Consider the following 19713-nt stretch of genomic DNA (forward strand, 5'->3'; position numbering starts at 1 on the left):
CGCGCCGCCGCCTTGGTCGCGCCGTCTTACCAGCTACCGACGTTCGGCATCGACGACCAGGGTTCCTGCGGCGGTAAGTGACCATTTTGGAGGAGTTCGACCGAAATGCCGTCGGGCGACCGGACGAATGCCATATGGCCGTCGCGCGGCGGGCGGTTGATCGTCACCCCGGCGTCCATCAGTCGCTGGCACGTCGCGTAGATATCTTCGACGCGGTACGCCAGATGGCCGAAATTGCGGCCGCCCGCATATTGTTCGGGCGCGCTGCCGTCTTCGGGCGGCCAATTATAGGTCAGTTCGACCTCGGCGACCCCATCCTGCCCCGGACAGGCGAGGAAGATCAGCGTGAAGCGCCCCTGCTCGCTGTCGAAGCGGCGGACTTCCTCGAGCCCGACAAGCTTGAAAAAGGCGACGGTCGCGTCGGGGTCGGTGACGCGGATCATGGTGTGGAGATATTGGGTCATCCGGCCATCCTACGCGCGCAGGCTCTGTCCTTCAAATGCTTCGAACAGATTTACGAATTCATCGGGCACTGGGGTCGGCGCGCCTTGCGCTTCGGCGACATGGACGCTGACCTCCAGTCCGGTCGCGCGCAGATCGTCTTGCCCCGCGCCGTGCAGTTCGAACAGGAAGGTCATCGAGCTTCGGCCCACGCGCGAACAGCGCACGCAAATGTCGATCTCTTCGTCGAGCAGGATCGGCACCTTGTAATCGACCTCGGCGCGCGCGACGTGAAATTCGGGGCTGTCGCGCTGCGGCCAGCGGTCATAGACCCCCACGGCGCGCCAATATTCGGTGATCCCGATGTCGAAATATTCGAGGTAGCGGCTGTTGAACACCACCGCCTGCGCGTCAATCTCGGCGTAGCGAACGCGCTTGGTGACGTGAAATTTGAAGTCGTTGCGGGCCATATTGTCCTCTGGATAGCCTCGTCTGTGTCCCCGCGAACGCGGGAACCCATCTCCGGCCCGTTCAAGGTTGCACCGGCCGGTGATGGACCCCCGCCTTCGCGGGGGAACAAGGTCTTTTCAATCAAACTTTAGTTTGCGGTTGCCAAGTGCGCCACCGTGTCGATGAGTAGCGCGATGTCGGTATCGCGCGACAGGCGGTGGTCGCCGCCCTTGACGAGCGTGACTTGCACATCGTCGCTGGCGAGCGCCGCGGCAAGGCGCAGGCTGATATCGGCTGGCACGTCGCCATCCTCTTGTCCGTGCAGCAAGCGCACCGGGCAGGCGAGGGGGATCTCGCCCTTCAGCAACCGGTTCGCCTCGCCCGACTGGAAAAACCCGCGCGTCGTCACATAGGGCTGGTCGCTATATGGGGTTTCCTCGACCAGCGCGCCCTCGGCAAGGATGATCGCTTTCTCCGCGTCGCTGAAACCCCAATCGGTGAAATCGGGCGCCGCGGCGATGCCGACCAGCCCCGCGACACGGCTCGGCCCGTCGCGCTGGACCAGCGCGAGCGCGGTCAGCAGCATCAACCAGCCGCCCATCGACGATCCGACAATAACGACCGGCCCATCGACCTTTGCATCGATGACGTCGAGTATATCACCGCGCCAGTCGAGCAAATCCTGCTCTGCAAACAACCCGTCCGACAATCCGCATCCGGCATAGTCGAGGAGCAAGCAGGCATGGCCTTCCGCGGCGGCCCAGTCGAACAGCGCGGTCGCCTTGCCGCCCGCCATGTCGGACATATAGCCGGGCAGGAAGATGATCGTCGGACCGGTGCCCGGCGTATGGCGATAAGCGAGCCGCGGGCGGCCCGCGCGGTCGAGATAGTCGGGGGCGGCGGGCGCGGTCATTCTCTAATCCCGCTCGACGCGAAAGGAAAATGGGGCGCGTGGACGAAGCGCACCGGGATCAGATGACCCAGTCGATCGTGCTCATCTGCATCACGGCCTGGCCCTTGGCGCGCCGCTGCTCGACCATGATATGGTTGAGCCGTTTGATCGTGTCGCTGCCCGTGGTGATGCACCAGCCGGGAACAACCGCGTGAACCAGCGCGCAGAGCCCGCCATAGATCATCGTCACCCCGAATTTCGACGCAACGCCGAAATGTTCGATATAATTTTCATCGACGCTCTTGGGATGATCGACGAACAGGCGCTTGAACACGGGCGGGACTCCTTCACGGCTGTCGCCGCCCTAGCGGGCGGTCGAGCGGCTCGCAAGGGCAGGGTGCCGGTGGGCGCTCATTGGGCGAGAAAAGCATCGATCGCGCGGGCAAAGGCCGCGGGTTGGTCGAGCATGATGAAATGGCGGCTGTCCGGTACCATGTGCGCAGAGAAACGGACGAGCCCCGTATATTGGAGCTCGAACGCGGCTTTTGCGCGCTCCGGCGTCATCAATGCATCGTCCTGCGCATAGAGCAAGGCGACCGGCGCCCCGACCGCTCCGATTTCGCCGCGCATATCGGTGGTCATGACATCGTAAAAGACTTGCGCGGTGACGCGCGGATCGGCCTGACGCATCCAACCGGCGACGGCGGTACGTCCGGCGGCGCTGTTCGACATGCTGGCGGCCATGCTGGCCGGGCCGGGATCGGTGACGGGGGTTGTCGGCACCGGCTGGCCATATTGCGCGCGCATCATCGCAGCCATCTGCTCGGCCTGCGGCTTCATGCTTTCTGCCGTCGCGGCAGGGTTGAACAGGGTACCGATGAAGGGCAGCGCGTCGACGATCATCAGACGACCGACTTCGCCCGGTGCGCGCGCCGCGATCATCAGCCCGGTAAGGCCGCCCATCGAATGGCCGATGATTGCGGGCGCGGCGCGGCCCCGATCGGTGATGCAGTCGTCGATATAGTCGGCAAGCTCGCGCATCATCGGGTCGAGCACCGGCCCATCGGCGTTGACCCCCGCCGCGTCGCCGAAACCGCGGATCTGGACGCGGTGCAGCCGGTGCGAGCTTTTCAGCCGGTCGGCGGTGGCGTCCCACACGCTGCGCGGGCTCGACAGACCGGGGATCAGTACGACGTCGGGGCCGTTGCCCTCGATCAGTATGGTGATCCGTTTGCCTTCGACCAGCCCCGTCGGGCAGGGCTCGGCGGCGTTGGTGGGACTCGCTATCAGGCCGACGAGAACGGCGAAAACGGCGGAAATGGCGATACGCTGTTTCATGTTCTTCAGTCTTTCAGAAAAATCTCTTCGATCGGCAGGCCGAACAGGTCGGCGATGCGAAAGGCGAGGGGGAGCGAGGGGTCATATTTGCCCGTTTCGATCGCGTTGACCGACTGGCGCGACACCTCCAGCCGCTCGGCCAGATCGCCCTGGCTCCAGTCGCGCTCGGCGCGGAGGACTTTCAGGCGGTTTTTCACGCGCACGGTCCCGCGTCGCCGATGGTGACCTTGTTGACCAGCGATCCGACCGCCAGCCCCAGGCACCAGACCGGGAATACATAGAATAGCGGCACCCTCGGCACGTTGGTGAACAGCTCCAAAATGCCCCAGCCGCTGGCGAGCGCCAGCGTGAGGCCGGTCGCAACCAGCATTTTGCGGATTTCCAGCATCCGAACATATTCGTCCTTCAGTTCCGCCACATAGCGCGCCATCGCCCAGATGAAGCCCGAGGTTGCCAGCGCGGGAACGAGTGCGATCGCCACCGTCAGCGGCGTGGCCGCCGCATCGTCGGGAATGAGCCAGCTCGCCAGCATCACCGTGGCGATATAGACGAGGGACAGCGGGATCATCCGGCGCATGTAGCGGCGCTGGGCGGGGTTGTGGGCCATGGTTCAGCGCTCCAGCGGGCGGCAGCGCCGCGAACCGGTGATTGTCGCCACCATCATCAGCGGCAGCACCGTCACCAGCGTGTTTGCCACGTCGGCGGGGATCAGGTCGGCCGCGCCGAGCAGGGCGATGGCGAAGATGGCGATTGCCCAAGGCAAGGCGCGCAACATCGGTGGCATTGGTCAAGCTCCCTTGTTAATCAGTAAAGGAACATTGACATCATGATTCGCGGCTGTCAAGTGTTATTGACTAGTTGACAAGCTCGCCAATCACGCAAACCCGTTGTTGCCCCGGTGCGCGCGCTGGTATCAGCGAAGATGCTCGCGAAAATTGTGGCGCCAGCGCCAGTTGAGCACATGCGCGGTGGCGAGCACCATCGCGCCCATCGACGTCAGTAACCGGTCGGCGGCTTCGGGGTCGGCCAGCGCCAGCCATCCCTCGTGCGCCGCCAGCCCTGCCGCCAACAGGCCAAGCCCCGCTCCGGCAAGCAGCACCGGCAGCGCCCGCCGGTGCCGCCGCCAACCATCCGTCATCGCAAAGGTCGCCGCGGGCAGCGCCAGCATCAGGATCGCGGCATGCACCCATTCGGGTATCGCGAACCAGGTGCCGAGCGCGGGCGCTAGCAGGACCAGCAGCGGCAGCGCGAGGCAATGGACGAGGCAGGTCAATGACAGCGTGATCCCCAGCAGGTCGGCAAGGCGCGGGCGCGCGGCGGGGATACACATGGCAGGAAACTTTCGCGGGAGGGGCTTGCGGTGCGAGATAGTGATACAATGTATCATTGCAAGCCCGATTGTGAATCCGCCCCTTGCCGCCCCCACCGCATGCTGGCAAAGGAACCCGGCAATTTTGCCCAGAAAGGCTGATTTTCCCGATGTCCCAGATGATCCGCGTCACCCTTCCCGATGGCTCTGCCCGAGAAGTCGTGCGCGGCACTACCCCGGCCGAGATTGCCGCCGCGATCGGACCCGGCCTCGCCAAGGCCGCGCTGGCTGCGAAGATCGATGGCGAACTGCGCGACATCATGCGTCCGCTGGAGGAAGACACGAACCTCGCGCTGGTGACGAGCCGCGACGAGGCCGATGCGCTCGAACTGGTGCGCCACGACTTTGCGCATGTGCTGGCGGAGGCGGTGCAGAAGCTGTTTCCCGGGACGCAGATCACTTTTGGTCCCTCGACCGGCGACGGCTTCTATTACGACTTCGCACCGACCGCCGAGCATGGCCCGTTCCGCGACGAGGAGCTGCCGCTGATCGAGGAAGAGATGCGGCGGATCATTGCCGCCGACCTGCCGCTGGCGCGCGAGGTTTGGGAGCGCGACAAGCTGATCGCCAAATGGCAGGCCGACGGCGAGACGTTCAAGGCCGAATGGGCCGCCGAACTGCCCGCGAACGAGGAACTGACCGTCTATCGTTCGGGAGACGGCTGGATGGACATGTGCCGCGGCCCGCACCTTGCCTCGACGGGCAAGCTCGACCCCGCCGCGTTCAAGCTGACGCGCGTGTCGGGCGCCTATTGGCGCGGCGACCAGAAAAACGCGCAGCTTTCGCGCATTTACGGCACCGGCTGGCTCAACAAGAAACAGCTCGCCGAACATCTCGTCCGGCTCGAGGAGGCCGCGAAGCGCGACCATCGCAAGCTGGGGCAGGAGATGGACCTGTTCCACCTGCAGGCCGAAGCGCATGGGTCGGTGTTCTGGCACCCCAAGGGCTATATGATCTGGCGCGAGCTGGAGGCCTATATGCGCCGCGCGATCGACGGCGCGGGGTACCGCGAGGTCAAGACGCCGCAGGTGATGGACGCGCGCCAGTGGGAACAATCGGGCCATTGGGGCAAATATCGCGAGAATATGTTCGTCATCCCCGACGAGGTTCCGAATGTCGAAGACGAAGGCCCGATCGTTTCGGACGACGCCGATTGGATGGCGCTGAAACCGATGAACTGCCCGGCGCATGTGCTCATTTTCCGCCAAGGCATGAAATCGTACCGCGACCTGCCGCTGCGCCTCTATGAAAATGGCTGCTGCCACCGCAACGAGCCGCATGGCGCGCTGCACGGGCTGATGCGCGTGCGCCAGTTTACCCAGGACGACGCGCATATCTTTTGCCGCGAGGACCAGATCGTCAGCGAGGTGCAGGCCTTTTGCGCGCTCGCCGATCGGATCTACAAGGAATTCGGCTTCACCTATTCTATCAAGCTCGCGCTCCGCCCCGAAAAGCGGTTCGGGACCGAGGAAATGTGGGACATGGCCGAAGCCGAGCTGCGCGCCGCCGTGGTGGCGGCGGGGCTCAACACCGCCGAATATGGCTGGGAAGAATTGCCGGGCGAGGGCGCCTTTTATGCGCCCAAGCTCGAATGGCATCTGACCGACGCGATCGGGCGGACGTGGCAGGTCGGGACGATCCAGTCCGACCGCGTGCTTCCCGATCGCCTCGATGCGTCGTACATCGCCGAGGATGGCGAGCGTCACCGCCCGGTGATGCTGCACCGCGCGATCTTTGGCAGCTACGAACGCTTCATCGGCATATTGATCGAGCATTTCGCGGGCAAGCTGCCGGTGTGGCTGGCGCCGGTGCAGGCGGTGGTCGCGACGATCGTCAGCGATGCCGACGATTATGCCCGCGATGTCACCGCGCAGCTGACCGCGGCGGGGGTGCGCGTCGAAACCGACCTGCGCAACGAAAAGATCAACTACAAGGTCCGTGAGCATAGCCTGGCCAAGGTCCCGCACCTGCTCGTCGTCGGCAAGCGCGAGGCCGACGAAGGCACGGTTGCGATCCGCACCCTCGGGCAGGAAGGCCAGCGCGTCATGCCGCTGGCTGAGGCGATTGCGCTGCTCAAGGGCGAAGCGACCCCGCCCGACCTGCGCCATTGATCGCCACGCCTGAACGTCGACCGCGCCGGTGGCGGCGCTGGCTGCTGCTGCTGGCGCTGTTCGGGGTGGCGCTCCTCGCCAAGGGCTATTGGAATGCGACGCGCGATCCCGTGATCCGCACCGCCTCGGTCGCGGTCGCCGATTGGCCCGCGGGGCAGCCGCCGCTGAAATTGCTGCTCCTGTCGGACATCCACGTCGCTGGTCCGGACATGCCCCCTGAACGGTTGACGCGCATCGTCGCCGAGCTCAACCGGTTGCGCCCCGATCTGGTGCTGATCGCGGGCGACCTGGTCAGCGAAAAGCGCAGCGCGACACATATCTATTCGGCGGCAGAGGTTGTTGCGCCGCTCGGCAAGCTGCGCGCGCCGCTGGGGGTGGTGGTCGCGCCGGGCAATCACGACCATTGGTTCAAACCCGACGCGCTACGCGGCGAACTGGAAAAGCACGGCCTGCGCGTGTTGCAGAATGACGCGGTGAAGCTTGGCCCGCTCATTGTCGGCGGGGTCGATGACGATTATTCGGGGCATGACGACGTTCCCGCGACGCTGGCGGCGATGGAGCGCGCGGGACCGGGCGTGCCGTTGCTCCTGACGCACAGCCCCGACATCATCCCCGACGTCGAGCGCCCGGTCGCCGCGATCTTCGCCGGGCATACCCACTGCGGCCAGATCCGCTTCCCCTTCATCGGCGCGCTGACCTATGTCTCGCGTTATGGCGACCGCTTCGCGTGCGGCGACATGACCGACAAGGGGCAGCGCGTGTTCGTCGGGGCAGGGCTCGGGACCAGCCTGTTGCCGCTCCGCTATCTGACGCCGCCCGATGCTTGGCTGGTGACGCTGGGTCCGCCGTCAATGGCTGCCGGGACAATGCCCAGATGAGCGGGATGGGCATCGGTGTGCACGCGGCCAACGAGTGCCTGCCGCGGCACCGCCACGCCGACGGCTATATCGCGGTCGTGCTCAGCGGCGGTTATCATGAGGCGGGCGATGAGGGACGGTTTGCTGCTCGTCCCGGAACTGTGGTCGTCCACGGTCGCTGGACCGCGCATTTCGACCATTTTGGCAATCGCGGCGCGCGGGTGCTCAACCTGCCCGCCATTCCTGGGCTGGCGCCGGGAGCGGGGACGATCGCTGACGTCGACATCGTGGCGCGGATCGCCGAACGCGATCCGGTTGCTGCTGCCGAGCATGTGCGCGCGCATTGCTACGCCGACGTCGGCCTATCCAATGACTGGCCCGACCTGCTCGCGGCAGTGCTCCGAGTCGACCCTGACACGCCGCTGGCGCCATGGGCGCGACATATGAAGCTCGATCCGGCCTCGGTTAGCCGCGGCTTTGCGCGCGCATACGGGGTCAGCCCGAAGCGCTTCCGGCTCGAAGCGCGGACGCGGCGCGCGATCGCTGCGCTCGCCGATTGGCACGGGAGCCTTGTCGACCTCGCTGCCGATCAGGGCTTTGCCGATCAGGCGCATTTCACCCGGTCGGTTGGCGCGATGACCGGGGTGCCGCCCGTCGTCATACGGGCAAAGTCCGTTCAAGCGCGGGGCAAACAGACCGGTTAATCCGGCTGGATGGATCGCCGATTCTTCCTCGCCGCATCGCTCGGCAGCTTCGCCATTCCCTCGCTTGCCTATGCACAGCGTCCACCGATGCGCACGCGCTGGAAAGTCCGGGCTTCCGAGGGGTTCGACGCGCTGGCCTTTCTTGGTCCGCTGGCGGGCGGCGAGCTTTATCTGCCCTATTACAAAGCCGACGTGGACGTCTTTGCGCCGCGCCTTGCCGCCGCAGTCCGCGCCGATGTCCCGGCATTGGCGCAAGAGGCCGAACGCAGCGGCTTCGGGTTGCTCGGACCCAATTTGTCGGTGCTGTTTTCGAACGGGGCGGACGGCGATCTGGCGAGTCTGATTGCGAATATGTCCGCGCCCCAGGCACGGCTGCTGCCGGCCTACCGCGCCAGCCCCTATTGGAACGAGAAGGACTGGCGCTGGTTCATGGCGGCTGGTCCCCGGCTGCGCACGGTGTTCGAAGCAATGCAGGCCGCCGGCTTTGCTGCCTTTCGCGACGAGCGGGCCGGGGGTATCGCACGACGTATCGCCGAACTCGACCGCGATCTTGCTGACTATGACGTCATTCGCTGGCACGAAAAGCTCACCGGGCGCGTTTTCGATCCGCTGATTGAAGTGGTGTTGCTGCAGTTCTGCAAACCGCATGGGATCAAGGTGCAGGGGCAGACCTTTCTGCAGGCAGCGGACTGGAACACGCCGACCACGGTGCGCAACGCCGCCCATGAAATGCTCCATCCGCCGGTACCGATGGATGGTGCCGCGGCGCAGGCTGCGCTGGCGGTGCTGGCTCGCGACCCGTTGATCCCGCGCATAGTCGCCGACCACGACCCGAAATGGGGCTACACCACGCTTGAAGGCCTGCTCAACGAGGATATTGCTCAGGCGCTCGATCAGCTGATTGCCGAGGCGCTGGGCGTCGCGCGTAATCCCGCGGACCGCTGGCGCAAGGCCGACGATGGCATCCACGTCCTTGCGGGTGCCATCTATGGCATGTTGCGCCGCGACCGGTGGATCGACACTGGCGGGTCGATCGAAGATTGGCTGGCCGACGCGGTGCGCGGCGGACGATTTGCCCCGGGCCACCTGCACGCCGTCGCCGCGCAGGTGCTCGAGCGCCCGGTGACGGGGCTGTGGCCGCTGGCCTGAACCGATCGCCAGGGGCTAGGCGGCATCGCTTTGATGCCCTATCGGCCAACGCAGCCCGTTCGGGCGCGCGGAGGACTCCACTGCCTAATTGCTCTATCCCGTACGGCGCGGCCGCAGCCCGATGAATGATCTGCAAAGTCTGACGGGGATTGCGCCGCTCACGCTGGTTGGCGCGGCGGCGATGACCTTTGGCGCCGCCTATGTGCGCGGGCTCACCGGCTTCGGCATGGCGATCATCCTCGTGCCGTTGCTGGGGCTGATCATCGCACCGGGGGAGGCGGTGGTGCTTGGCATCCTGCTGCAACTGCTGATCGGGCCGGTCGGGCTGAAGGTGATCCTTGCCGACGCCGACCGGTCGACCGCGGTGCCGATCGCGCTGATCGCGATGGTGACCACCCCGATCGGGATGATCGCGCTCGATGCGACAACGCCCGATGTCGCGCGGCTGTTGATCACGTTGGTGGCCGTGGGCGCCTTTGTCGCGGTGCTGCTTCCCAAGCAGCCGGAAGGGCATCGACCGGGCCGCGTAGCGGTTGGCGGTACCGGGATCGCATCGGGCATATTGACCGGCTTTGCCGCAATGCCGGGACCGCCGGTCGTTCCCTTTTATCTCCGCCGCTCGCTGCCCCCCAGCGTCGCGCGGGCATCGATGATGCTGATCTTCTTTGCGACCGCGATCGCCGGGACTCTCGCCGCGCTGTGGGTCGGGATCGCCTCCGGACGCCTGTTCATCCTGTCGCTGCTGCTGTTCGCGCCGATGTGGCTCGGCAACCGCATCGGCGGACGCCATTTCGGCAGCGTCGCGCCGCATGTCTGGCAGGCGATGGTCGCGGTTGTGCTGGGCGTCGCGGCGGTCGCAGCGGTGGTGCGGATCCTGAATTAAAGGCTCCGCAGCGCCTGCGCCGGTTTCGCCGACAACAGCGGCCAGCTGCCCGCAATCCCGATCAGGAACGACAATCCAGCGCCGCCGACCAGCGTCGCGCCGACGATCAGCGGGTCGGGGGCGAAGGTGAAATCGAACAGGCTGACGACGACATAGCGTGCCGCGATCAGCCCCAGCCCGAGCGCGAGCACCGCCAGCACTGCCGCGAGCACCGCATATTCCATCGCCTGCGCCCCCAATATCTGGCGGCGCGTCGCGCCGAGCAGTTTCAGGATCACGCTGTCGTACACGCGCCGTTCGCGGCTGGCGGCGATCGCGCCGATCAGCACTGCAATGCCCGCGAGAATTGCGATGCTCGCCGCCGCGGCGATCGCCTGGCTCATCTGGGTCAGCAAAATCGTCACCTGCGACACCACATCGCGTACCGCGATCAGCGACGCCGAGGGGAAAGCGCGCGGGATGCTGCGCGCTAGCTCGGTTTCGGCCCTGTCGTCGACCGCCACCGTCGCGACCATATTGTGCGGCGCCGCGTCGAAGGTGCCGGGCGAAAAGACCATCACATAATTCAGCCCGAAATTGTCCCAATTGACGGTGCGGAACGACGCGACCTTCGCCTGCACGTCGACGCCCAACACATTCACGCTCAGCGTATCGCCGATCTTGAGGTCCAGCGAGGTCGCAACCTCCTGCTCGACGCTGACCAGCGGCGGTCCCTTATAGTCGGCGGCCCACCATTTGCCGCCCACCAGCTCGCTGCCATTCGGCGGCGCGGCGCTATAGGTCAGCCCGCGATCGCCGCGCAGCACCCACGCACCTTCCGGCAGTTCGGCGAGCTCGTCGACGCGTACCCCTCGAAATTCGGTGACGCTGCCGCGCAGCGCCGGGATCATGTTAATCTGCGCGTCGGGGGCGGCGTTGGTGACCATCGATCGGAACTGCGCGGCGCCTTCGCGCGGCACGTCGAGCACGAAAAAGCTCGGCGCGCGCTGCGGCACGGTGCGCGCGATCTCGTTGGTGATGCTGGTCTGGATCGCGGCGAGAGTGACGAACAGGGTCAGCCCCAGCCCGAGCGCGACGACCAGCGCGCCGGTCGATGCGCCCGGACGGTGCAGATTGGCCAAGGCGAGCCGTAGCAACGGGCGGCGCGGACGCGGCAGGCGGCTTGCGGTTCGGCGCACCACCCAGCCTAGCGTAACGAGGATCAGCAGCAAGGCAATCGCCGCACCGATAAAGCCGAGCGCGAACAGCGGCTCGCGCGCGGTACCGACAGCAAGCGCGACGATGGCGAGCAGCGCGACCGCGACAGCGATCAGCGCGGGGCGGTCGATCCGCGCCGCCTTGTCGACCGTCGCCCGGTACAGCCCTGCCGCCGGGATATGCTTCGTCGCCGCGAGCGGGGGCAGCGCGAAGGCGATCGCGATCAGCAGACCATAGGCGGCGCTGACGCCAAGCGGCAGCGGATAGAGCGCCAAGCCGGGGCGCACAGGCAGGACATCGCCCGCAATCGCCCCGATCGCGAAGGGCGCCAGCGCGCCGACGACCAGACCCGCAAAGATCGACACCGCCGCAACCGCCAAAATCTGCAAGCCATAGATGCGCAGAACGGTCGCGCTGTCGGCGCCCAATACTTTCAGCGTCGCCAGGCCGGGGCGTTTGCCCGCCAGATAACTTGCCACCCCATTGCCGACGCCGATCCCGGCGATGACCAGCGCGGCGAGGCCGACGAGCGACAGGAATTGCCCCATGCGTTCGATGAAGCGCCGGGTCCCGGGGGCGCCGTTGCTGCTGTCGGTGATGTCCCAGCCGGCGCCGGGGAATTGCGCGGTCAGCGCCTCGCCGACCGCTTGCGCGTTGGCGCTGGCGGGCAGGCGGACACGATATTTGCTTTCGAACAGGCTGCCCGGCTGGATCAGCTGCGTCGCGGGCAGGTCGCCCATACCGATGATCGCGACGGGGCCAAGGGTGAAGCCTTCGCCCAGCCGGTCGGGTTCGTCGGCGATGACGCCATCGATCAGGAACGCTTTTTCGCCAAACTTTACGCGCGATCCGACTTTCAGGTCGAGCCGCGACGCAAGATCTTGACCGATCCAGATGCTGCCCGCGGGGGGTGGGCCGCGGCGCGCGCCGCTTTCCAGCCGCAAGGTTCCATAGAGCGGATAGGCGTCATCGACCGCCTTGAGTTCGGACAATAGCGCGTCGCCCTCTGGCGCGTTGGCCATCGCGCGCATGCGCACGGTGGACGATGTCGTTCCTGCCTTGCGGAATGCCGCCATTTCTTCGGCGGTCGCTTCGCGTTGCGGGATACCGAATTCGATGTCGCCGCCCAGGATCGTCTGTCCGCGCACTTCCAGCTCGGACGTGATGCCGCGCGTCAGGCTGCCGATTGCGGCCAGAGTTGCGACGCCGAGGAACAGGCAGACGGCGAGCAGGCGCAGCCCGCGGATGCGGGTCGCGAGGTCGCGGCGCGCGATCCGCCAGAGGGAGGCGAGGGGGAGCATCAGCTGATCCTCCCTGTCGCGAAGCGATGGGGAGGGGGACCGTCTGCGAAGCAGATGGTGGAGGGGCCGCGACGATTGCGGCAAAGCCCCTCCGTCAGCGGCTCCGCCGCTGCCACCTCCCCATGGCTACGCCACAGGGAGGATTTGGTGAGCCTCGACTTCACGCCGCCCGTTCCTCGATCCGCCCATCGTGCATCACGACAACACGGTCGCAATGCTCGGCGAGTTCGGGGTCATGGGTGATGATGAGCAGGGTGGCACCGAGCGCCTCGCGGCGCGCGAAGATCAAGTCGATGATCGCATGGCCCGTCGCGGTGTCGAGGTTGCCGGTGGGCTCATCGGCAAAGATGATTGCGGGTTCGCTCGCCATCGCGCGCGCGATCGCGACGCGCTGCTGCTCGCCGCCCGACAGCTGCGCCGGATAATGGGTCAGGCGGTGGCCAAGCCCGACGGCCTCGAGTTCGGCGGCGGCGCGCCCGAACGGGTCGGTGATCCCCGCCAGTTCGAGCGGCACCGCGACATTTTCCAGCGCCGTCATCGTCGGCAGCAGGTGGAACGCCTGGAGCACGATGCCGATCCGCCCGCGCCGCGCGCGCGCCAGCTCGTCTTCGTCCATCGTGGCAAAATCGAGCCCGGCAACGCGGATGCTGCCGCCATTGGCGCGCTCCAGCCCCGCGAGCACCGCCATCAGCGAGCTTTTGCCCGAACCAGACGGCCCGAGCAGCGCGACCGACGCCCCTGCCGGTACTTCCAGATCGACGCCGCGCAAAATTTCCACCGGGGACTTGTCGGTGCCAAGGGTCAGCGTCACATTATGGGCGGCGATCGCCATATCAGGCGCCACGGCCTGCGGGGGTCGAGTGTCGGGCAAGGAGAGAACCCTTTGGAAAAACGAACGGCCGGATGGCGCTCTTACGCCATATATGGTTGCGCGCTGGCGCTTTGCCAACCGCTTGCCGCGTGCGGATCGGCGGAAACCCCGGCGGCTTCGACCAACGACAAGGTTGCGGCCCAGGCAACGGCGGCAATCCCTGCCGACGCTCCGCTCGTGATCGCGTTCGGCGACAGCCTTTACGCGGGCTACCAGCTTGGGCCGAAGGAGGGCTTGGCGCCGCAATTGCAGGCGGCGCTGGCCGCAGACAGCGTTGTCGCGCGGGTACAAAACGCCGGGGTGTCGGGCGACACGACCGCGGCGGGACGCCAGCGGCTGACCTATGTCCTTGACAATGCGAAGGTGAAACCGGCGCTGGTGCTGCTGGGCCTGGGCGGCAACGACATGCTGCGCGGCATCGGCCCCGACCAGACGCGCGCCAACCTCGACGCGATGCTCGCCGAGCTCAAAAAGCGCGAGATTCCGGTGCTGCTGACGGGGATGATGGCGGCGCCCAATCTGGGCAGCGATTATGCGAAAAAATTCAATCCGATCTATTCGGAACTTGCCGCCAAATATGATGCCAGCTTCTATCCTTTCATCCTCGACAATGTCGTCACCGACAAAACGCTGATGCTGGGCGACAATCTGCACCCCAATGCGAAAGGGGTGACGGTGGTGGCGGAAGCGCTAGCGCCGCTGGTCGAGCAGGCGCTGCCGGATGCGGGGTAGGCCTATCCTCCCTGTGGCGAAGCCATGGGGATGGTGGAGGGGCCGCGACGGTAGCGCCAAAGCCCCTCCGTCAGCGCTCCGCGCTGCCACCTCCCCATGGCTTCGCCGCAGGGAGGAACAAGGGCTCAACCGCCCCGCGGCCCGAACAGGATGATCGCCGCGCCGCCCAGGCACACCGCGGCGCCGATCAGGTCCCATCGGTCGGGCTTGGCGCCCTCGACCGCCCATAGCCATAGCAGCGCCGCGACAATGTAAACCCCGCCATAGGCGGCGTACGTGCGCCCCGCATGCTCGGCATCGACCAAAGTCAGCAGATAAGCGAATAGCGCCAGCGACACCATTCCGGGAACCAGCCACCAAATTGGCTTGTCGAGCCTGAGCCATGCCCAGAAGGCGAAGCAGCCGGCGATTTCGGCGAGCGCGGCGGCGATATAGGCAAAGGCGGTCATCGGTCGATCGTGCCGGGTTGCCTGTGGAAAGGGAAGGGGATTGTTTGGGGAGGGCGCGCGCGGTTGTCGGCTTTGGGGCTGTGAGCGGATATACCCAAACCGTCGCCCCCGCGAAGGCGGGGGCCGCCGTCGGCCTTTTCCCGCGTCGCTGCGCAAACCGACAGCGGCCCCCGCCTTCGCGGGGGCGACGTCTTACTTCGGTTATTGCCACACCATCGTCATCCCGGCGAAGGGTGTTCAGAGGCACGTGACTCTGAAACACGATCTCACCCTATCGGTTTACCGCACCGGCGAGATCCCGGCCTTCGCCGGGATGACGATATAATGAAGGTCTGCTTCCGGTCGCGCCCCAATCGCGCTCCCCCCAAAAAAAAGGGGCGACCCGCAGGCCGCCCCTTCCTGTTTCATCGCTGTCCGAAGGATCAGAAAGCGAAGCCGACGCCTGCGACGAAGGTGTCGAAGTCACCGAAATTGTCGATGAACTGGTGGCGATATTCGGCCTTGGCATACAGGTTCTGGCCCAGCTTGTGCTGGTAACCGGCGCCGACATAGGGATCGTCGATGTCGCTGAAGGTGTAACCACCGGTGACATAGGCCTTACCGTTCGCGCCAACCTTGGCGCCGACGCGGCCGCCGGCCGAGAACTGGACGTCCGCACCGTCGATCAACACCTTGTCGCCCGCAACTTCGGCGCCGACAAACGCGGCCGAGCCAAGGTCGAAGTCATAACCGGCGGCGAGGCCGATGGTGCCTTCGTCGATGCCGTTGCCGGTGATCAGGCCACCGCGCAGTTCGACGCGGCCTTCGCCGCCTTCGGCTGCCATGGTGGGGGTTGCAACGATGGCCGTCAGGAGAGCGGCTGCAACTGCGAATTTCTTCATTTTGTTTTCCTTCTGCTTTTACATGGCCACGCCCTTTGGGTCGCGGTCCACCGCCTAAATGGCGTTCGCAGCTGTCGCTTCAATGAACGGATCGTTCAGAATGTGACAATTTTCTTACCTGTGTTATTTTTACCACACGGTATAGAATGGACGTGCAAAAGCGCGGCCAAAAACATGGCGGAAAAGCTCGGATTTTCGTGATGTTCGCTTGGCGCCGCGAAGGGCGATCAGCCCAACGCCGCCTGTTTCTCTTCCGCAATCCGGTCGAGTTCGGCGCGCGTCGGCTTGGTTGCGGCGCTTTTCAGCTGGCCGCACGCCGCCATGATATCGCGCCCGCGCGGGGTGCGGATCGGGGCCGAAATCCCGGCCTTGAAAATCAGGTTGCTGAACGCCTTGACCCGCTCGGGCGATGAACATTCATAGATCGCTCCGGGCCAGGGGTTGAACGGGATCAGGTTGACCTTGGCATGCAGGCCATATTCGCGGATCAGCCGAACAAGCTCGCGCGCATCGTCGTCGCTGTCATTCTTGTCCTTCAGCATCACATATTCAAAGGTAATGCGCCGCGAATTGCCCGCGCCGGGATAGTCGGCGCAGGCTTTCAGCAATTCGTCGATGCCATATTTGCGGTTGAGCGGCACGATCTCGTCGCGGATTTCCTTTGACACCGCGTGCAAGGATACCGCCAGATTGACGCCAATCTCTTCGCCCGCGCGTGCCATCATCGGCACCACGCCGCTGGTCGACAGGGTGATGCGGCGGCGCGACAGCGCCAGCCCGTCGCCGTCCATGACGATCTTCAGCGCGCCCTTGACCTCGTCGAAATTATACAGCGGCTCGCCCATGCCCATCATCACGATGTTGGTCAGGATGCGGCCGTCGGCGGTGTAGTGGCCGCCCTCTTCGTCGTCTTCATCCTCGGGGTCGGGGCCGAAGCCCGCCATCGTGCCCTTGGGCCATTCGCCAAGCTCGTCGCGCGCCAGCATCACCTGCCCAACGATCTCGCCCGCGGCGAGGTTGCGGACGAGGCGCATCGTGCCGGTGTGGCAGAAACGGCAATTTAGCGTACAGCCGACCTGGCTCGACACGCACAGGGTTCCCCGATCGGCGTCGGGGATGAAGACCATTTCATATTCCTGCCCGTCGGCAGCGGCGAGCAGCCATTTGCGCGTGCCGTCGCTCGACACCTGCGCCTCGCGCACCGTCGGACGGCCGATGATGAACCGGTCGGTCAGCCAAGGGCGCATCGCCTTGGCGATGTCGGTCATCGCCTCGAAATCGGTGACCCCGCGGTGGTACATCCAGTGCCAGATCTGCTTGGCGCGCAGCTTGGCGGCCTTTGCGTCCAGCCCCGCTTCGATCAGCACGCCGCCGATCGCGTCGCGGCTCAGCCCGACCAGGTCGATGCGGTTGCCCCCGCGCAAGGGGACGGTGCCCGTCGTGACGGGGTCGATATGGCCGGGAATCTGCATGATGCGCGGCCATATAGGGGGGAAGGGGCCAATGTGCAATCTGCTGAACCGGTACATGATTGCGGGTGCCGACGACACGCCGCTCTCCCTAGAATATCGGCAGACATTGAAAAGGTTATGCCATGCGCCGCGCGCTTTCCCTTGCCGCCCTGCCATTCGCGATCGCACTCTGTCCGACCGCGTCGGCGGAGACGGGACAGAAAATCTGCACCCGCCATTCGACGATCGTGCTGGAACCCGGCGAAAAGGCCGAGGTCAATGGCGCGGGGGCGAGCGGGGTCGAACTGCTGATCTCCGGCCCCGCGGGGCAGTGGATTTTTGTCGATTACAACGGGCTGCCCGCTCCCGGCGCGGGCGACGTGGCGGTTGCGTCGACCAGGACGCAGACGGTCGTCCGCCGCGGCCACACGCCGCAAATCTATGCCATCTATTCGAAGGCGTCGCGGCTGATCGAGGGCAAACAGCTTACCGCGTTCATCAGCGGCCTGTACATCGACCGGCGACCGCTGGCCCAGCCGCGGATCAAGGGCACCGACGCCGACAAGACGGTGTGGAGCCGCGTTCTGTTGGGACAGACGAGCGGTTGCGACTTGCGCTGGGTGCCGGGGCAGGGGTTGATGAAATAGCGCGGGCGTCGCACCGCCGCCGCTAAAGGGACGGCGGCGCAACGCCCGATATGCAATCACGCCGCTGTGACGCCTTATTTCCGGATCGACGAGACCCGGATCATCTGCGGGCGGGTCGCGTCGGCGATCACCTGTTCGGCCTGTGCCGAGGCAAACTGCCGCGTGTCGGCGCGGCACTGGCGGACGTCATTCTTGCCTTGAAGGTCATAGTCGGGCGCGGTGCCGCACACTTCGACGACGGCGCGCCAGATGCGGCGATCGAGGCTCTTGGCCCCGGCCTCGGTGCTGAGGTCAAGGTCGCTATGCTGGACCGTGACGCTCGGGTTCGCGAGCGGCGCCGGTTGGGCGAGGGCAGGCTGGACCGCCGACGTGGCAGCCAGCGCGGCGAGGATCAGAAGCTTTTGCATCTTGTATCTCCTTCGGCCGGCTGAAGAGGAGGGGAGGAAGCCGGTATCGGAGAGATAAGCGATCGGGCGGGGCGGCAGGAGCAACGATGTTGCGCGATCATTCTGCAAAATTGCAGAATGCCGCGACGGCGCTTATGACGCACAAGACGCCATGTATGATTGGAACGACCTCAAAGCCTTTCTGGCGGTGGCCGAAACGGGCAGCACCCTGTCCGCGGCGCAGGCGCTGCGCGTGAGCCAGACGACGGTCGCGCGGCGGATCGCGGCGCTGGAGGCCGCGACCGGGCTCAACCTGTTCGAACGGCGGCAGGCGGGTTACGCGCTGACCCCGGTGGGCGAGGCGATGCTGGGCAGCGCGGCGGCGGTGCGCGACGCGGCGGACCGGTTCGGCGAAGCGGCCAGCGCGTCGTCGCGCGAAGTCGGCGGCACCGTCAGCCTGACGACGATGGAGATTTTTGCGGTCACCATCCTGCCACCGATCCTGCGCGATTTGCGCGCCGCACATCCCGGCATCCATATCCAACTCGACACCTCCGACGAAACGCGCGATCTGGCGAGCGGCGCCGCCGACATCGCGATCCGCAGCAGCAAGCAGCCGACCGGCGCGGGACTGGTCGGGCGCCGCATCGCCGACAATCCGTGGACGGTCTATTGCAGCCGCGATTATGCCGACCGCCACGGCATCCCGCACAGTCGTGAGCAATTGGCGGCGCATCCGTTCATCGGCGGCGGCGGCGGGGTGTGGGAACCCTATCTGGCGTGGCTCCGGCAATATGGGCTCGAGGAGGCGGTGGTGATGAAATATGACAGCGCCACCGGCCTGCTCGCCGGGGTGCGATCGGGCATGGGGCTCACCGTCCTGCCCGCCTTCATTGCCGACCGGGAACCCGATCTGATCCGCTGCATCCCGCCCAAGCAGGAAGACACGACGGGGCTATGGTTGCTCACCCATGAGCGGCTCCGCCACGTACCCCGGGTGCGGCTGGTGCTCGATTTTCTCGCGGTCGAGCTGACCAAACTGGCGCGCGCCTAGGCATCGCCACCCGTCTCGCGATCAACGGATCTTGGCGCACCCCAATGCCGCGGCGTCGATCGCCGTCGCCGCGCCGCGCAGCCGATAGGTATCGGCGATCGCACCGCCGGTCGCCGTGCTGCTCGTGACGCTCATGCTGGGGGCCGATCGCATCGCGGCGATGATCGCGGCGTCCATCCGCGCGTCGCTGGCCCAGCCATGCGCGCCGTTGCCGGTCAGGATGAAGCGGCGGCTACCGATCGTCAGGCGCAGGTCGCGCCCCGGCGCGCGCGCCTTTGACAGGCGGATATAAAATTGCCCGCGGATCCGCGATTTCGGCCAGTATCCGACGCTGGCATAGCCCTTGACCGTCGGCGTCCCGATCGTTGCCGAGGGTGCGGCCAGCGCGTAGCAGCGCGGCGTGGCGGGGTCGCGGAAGGCGCCCCAGCCGTCAAAAATGCCGAGCGCGGTCGGGGTGGCGGCAAGCGTCGTCGCCGGTAGCGCCGCCAATGTCGCGATAAGGAAAAGCCGGAGCCGCATCGCGCCTTCGTTCGCGCGATTGGGGATGCTT

General features: G+C 65.9%; 24 protein-coding genes. 8 read left to right on the forward strand and 16 right to left on the reverse strand.

Going from position 1 to position 19713, the window contains the following annotated elements:
* Positions 1-26 precede the first annotated feature (26 nt).
* From G9408_RS01445 to G9408_RS01485, 9 genes are all read right to left on the reverse strand, one after another.
* Positions 27-464 carry a VOC family protein gene (locus G9408_RS01445; protein WP_168452390.1) on the reverse strand — a complete coding sequence of 146 codons (438 nt, stop codon included), beginning with the start codon at positions 462-464 and terminating at the stop codon, positions 27-29.
* A gap of 9 nt (positions 465-473) precedes the next feature.
* Entirely contained in the window at positions 474-911 is a 438-nt protein-coding gene (locus G9408_RS01450; protein WP_168452391.1) for an acyl-CoA thioesterase, read from the reverse strand.
* 128 nt (positions 912-1039) lie between these two features.
* A complete protein-coding gene (locus G9408_RS01455; protein ID WP_168452392.1) occupies positions 1040-1804 on the reverse strand; it encodes an alpha/beta fold hydrolase in 765 nt (254 codons plus the stop codon).
* 58 nt (positions 1805-1862) lie between these two features.
* On the reverse strand, positions 1863-2117 hold the full coding sequence (locus G9408_RS01460; RefSeq protein ID WP_039572425.1) for a DUF6356 family protein: 255 nt from the start codon (positions 2115-2117) through the stop codon (positions 1863-1865).
* Between the two features lie 77 nt (positions 2118-2194).
* Positions 2195-3121, reverse strand: coding sequence for an alpha/beta fold hydrolase (locus G9408_RS01465; RefSeq protein ID WP_168452393.1), 927 nt, complete (start codon positions 3119-3121; stop codon positions 2195-2197).
* A 5-nt stretch (positions 3122-3126) separates the two neighbouring features.
* The gene (locus G9408_RS01470; RefSeq protein ID WP_053556040.1) at positions 3127-3318 is read right to left on the reverse strand and encodes a helix-turn-helix transcriptional regulator; all 192 of its coding nucleotides are present in this window, start codon (positions 3316-3318) and stop codon (positions 3127-3129) included.
* A complete protein-coding gene (locus G9408_RS01475; protein ID WP_168452394.1) occupies positions 3315-3728 on the reverse strand; it encodes a hypothetical protein in 414 nt (137 codons plus the stop codon). The genes G9408_RS01470 and G9408_RS01475 overlap by 4 nt, the downstream gene beginning before the upstream one ends.
* Before the next feature lie 3 nt (positions 3729-3731).
* A complete protein-coding gene (locus G9408_RS01480) occupies positions 3732-3905 on the reverse strand; it encodes a hypothetical protein (RefSeq protein WP_168452395.1) in 174 nt (57 codons plus the stop codon).
* Positions 3906-4034: 129 nt separating this feature from the next.
* Positions 4035-4451, reverse strand: a complete 417-nt coding sequence (locus G9408_RS01485; RefSeq protein ID WP_168452396.1) for a MerC domain-containing protein — start codon at positions 4449-4451, stop codon at positions 4035-4037.
* 149 nt (positions 4452-4600) lie between these two features.
* Between G9408_RS01485 and thrS the strand changes: the two genes are divergently transcribed.
* From thrS to G9408_RS01510, 5 genes are all read left to right on the forward strand, one after another.
* Positions 4601-6601 (forward strand): threonine--tRNA ligase, encoded by a 2001-nt coding sequence (gene thrS, locus G9408_RS01490; protein ID WP_168452397.1) that lies wholly within the window; start codon positions 4601-4603, stop codon positions 6599-6601.
* The gene (locus G9408_RS01495) at positions 6598-7479 is read left to right on the forward strand and encodes a metallophosphoesterase (protein WP_210423157.1); all 882 of its coding nucleotides are present in this window, start codon (positions 6598-6600) and stop codon (positions 7477-7479) included. The genes thrS and G9408_RS01495 overlap by 4 nt, the downstream gene beginning before the upstream one ends.
* Complete coding sequence (locus G9408_RS01500) at positions 7476-8162, forward strand: helix-turn-helix domain-containing protein (RefSeq protein ID WP_168452398.1); 687 nt, start codon at positions 7476-7478, stop codon at positions 8160-8162. The genes G9408_RS01495 and G9408_RS01500 overlap by 4 nt, the downstream gene beginning before the upstream one ends.
* Positions 8163-8171: 9 nt before the next feature.
* Positions 8172-9311, forward strand: a complete 1140-nt coding sequence (locus G9408_RS01505; RefSeq protein ID WP_168452399.1) for a hypothetical protein — start codon at positions 8172-8174, stop codon at positions 9309-9311.
* Positions 9312-9432: 121 nt separating this feature from the next.
* Complete coding sequence (locus G9408_RS01510; protein ID WP_168452400.1) at positions 9433-10194, forward strand: sulfite exporter TauE/SafE family protein; 762 nt, start codon at positions 9433-9435, stop codon at positions 10192-10194.
* Here the strand turns inward: G9408_RS01510 and G9408_RS01515 are convergent.
* Both G9408_RS01515 and G9408_RS01520 read right to left on the reverse strand, forming a co-directional pair.
* On the reverse strand, positions 10191-12692 hold the full coding sequence (locus G9408_RS01515; RefSeq protein ID WP_168452401.1) for an ABC transporter permease: 2502 nt from the start codon (positions 12690-12692) through the stop codon (positions 10191-10193). The two genes, G9408_RS01510 and G9408_RS01515, sit on opposite strands and share 4 nt — an antisense overlap.
* Positions 12693-12852: 160 nt before the next feature.
* Entirely contained in the window at positions 12853-13524 is a 672-nt protein-coding gene (locus G9408_RS01520; protein WP_168452402.1) for an ABC transporter ATP-binding protein, read from the reverse strand.
* A gap of 51 nt (positions 13525-13575) precedes the next feature.
* Here G9408_RS01520 and G9408_RS01525 point away from each other — a divergent pair, with 51 nt between their 5' ends.
* On the forward strand, positions 13576-14295 hold the full coding sequence (locus G9408_RS01525; protein ID WP_168452403.1) for an arylesterase: 720 nt from the start codon (positions 13576-13578) through the stop codon (positions 14293-14295).
* Positions 14296-14420: 125 nt separating this feature from the next.
* Here G9408_RS01525 and G9408_RS01530 read toward each other — a convergent pair whose 3' ends face one another.
* From G9408_RS01530 to rlmN, 3 genes are all read right to left on the reverse strand, one after another.
* Complete coding sequence (locus G9408_RS01530) at positions 14421-14744, reverse strand: YnfA family protein (RefSeq protein WP_168452404.1); 324 nt, start codon at positions 14742-14744, stop codon at positions 14421-14423.
* A gap of 422 nt (positions 14745-15166) precedes the next feature.
* The gene (locus G9408_RS01535; RefSeq protein ID WP_168452405.1) at positions 15167-15625 is read right to left on the reverse strand and encodes an outer membrane protein; all 459 of its coding nucleotides are present in this window, start codon (positions 15623-15625) and stop codon (positions 15167-15169) included.
* Between the two features lie 227 nt (positions 15626-15852).
* Positions 15853-17097: a 23S rRNA (adenine(2503)-C(2))-methyltransferase RlmN gene (gene rlmN / locus G9408_RS01540; protein WP_210423158.1), complete on the reverse strand. Its 1245-nt coding sequence runs from the start codon at positions 17095-17097 to the stop codon at positions 15853-15855.
* Positions 17098-17219: 122 nt separating this feature from the next.
* Here rlmN and G9408_RS01545 point away from each other — a divergent pair, with 122 nt between their 5' ends.
* The gene (locus tag G9408_RS01545) at positions 17220-17723 is read left to right on the forward strand and encodes a hypothetical protein (protein ID WP_168452406.1); all 504 of its coding nucleotides are present in this window, start codon (positions 17220-17222) and stop codon (positions 17721-17723) included.
* A 74-nt stretch (positions 17724-17797) separates the two neighbouring features.
* Here G9408_RS01545 and G9408_RS01550 read toward each other — a convergent pair whose 3' ends face one another.
* Positions 17798-18130 (reverse strand): UrcA family protein, encoded by a 333-nt coding sequence (locus G9408_RS01550; protein WP_168452407.1) that lies wholly within the window; start codon positions 18128-18130, stop codon positions 17798-17800.
* Between the two features lie 151 nt (positions 18131-18281).
* Between G9408_RS01550 and G9408_RS01555 the strand changes: the two genes are divergently transcribed.
* Positions 18282-19163, forward strand: a complete 882-nt coding sequence (locus G9408_RS01555) for a LysR family transcriptional regulator (RefSeq protein WP_168452408.1) — start codon at positions 18282-18284, stop codon at positions 19161-19163.
* A gap of 21 nt (positions 19164-19184) precedes the next feature.
* On the opposite strand, the gene G9408_RS01560 is transcribed toward G9408_RS01555, so the two are convergent.
* Positions 19185-19682 carry a hypothetical protein gene (locus G9408_RS01560; RefSeq protein ID WP_168452409.1) on the reverse strand — a complete coding sequence of 166 codons (498 nt, stop codon included), beginning with the start codon at positions 19680-19682 and terminating at the stop codon, positions 19185-19187.
* Between the last annotated feature and the right edge of the window lie 31 nt (positions 19683-19713).

The organism is Sphingopyxis microcysteis (assembly GCF_012274265.1).
GTDB classification, from domain to species: Bacteria; Pseudomonadota; Alphaproteobacteria; order Sphingomonadales; family Sphingomonadaceae; genus Sphingopyxis; species Sphingopyxis microcysteis.